This is a genomic window from Nocardia amamiensis (assembly GCF_015477605.1).
In the GTDB taxonomy this organism is placed as follows: domain Bacteria; phylum Actinomycetota; class Actinomycetes; order Mycobacteriales; family Mycobacteriaceae; genus Nocardia; species Nocardia amamiensis_A.
Genome location: NZ_JADLQX010000330.1, coordinates 1 through 255, shown reverse-complemented (window position 1 = coordinate 255; position 255 = coordinate 1). Strand labels below are relative to the sequence as shown.

The 255-nt window shown below is 66.3% G+C and carries 1 protein-coding gene; it reads right to left on the bottom strand.

Annotated features, from left to right (window positions below; all coding sequences use genetic code 11):
* On the bottom strand, nt 1–255 hold a 255-nt coding region (locus IU459_RS40670), incomplete at both ends, for a DDE-type integrase/transposase/recombinase (RefSeq protein WP_195134362.1).

The window sequence follows — 255 nt, the reverse complement described above, 5'->3', positions numbered from 1 at the left end:
ACCGATGTATATTGCGACCCGGCGTCCGAATGATGAATCGTGGACCCGGTCCACGGCCGCCCCTGACGCCGCCGCAGCGCGGCGGCCTGACGGATCGCCGATTCCACGAACGCGGTCTGTTTGCTGGATGAGCATTCCCAGCCCACGATCCGCCCGGCGTAGGCATCGATGACGAACGCGGTGTAGACGAACCCGCCACCGGCCAGCCGCACGTAGGTGAAATCGGCGACGACCAGCAGATTCGGGGCCGGAACC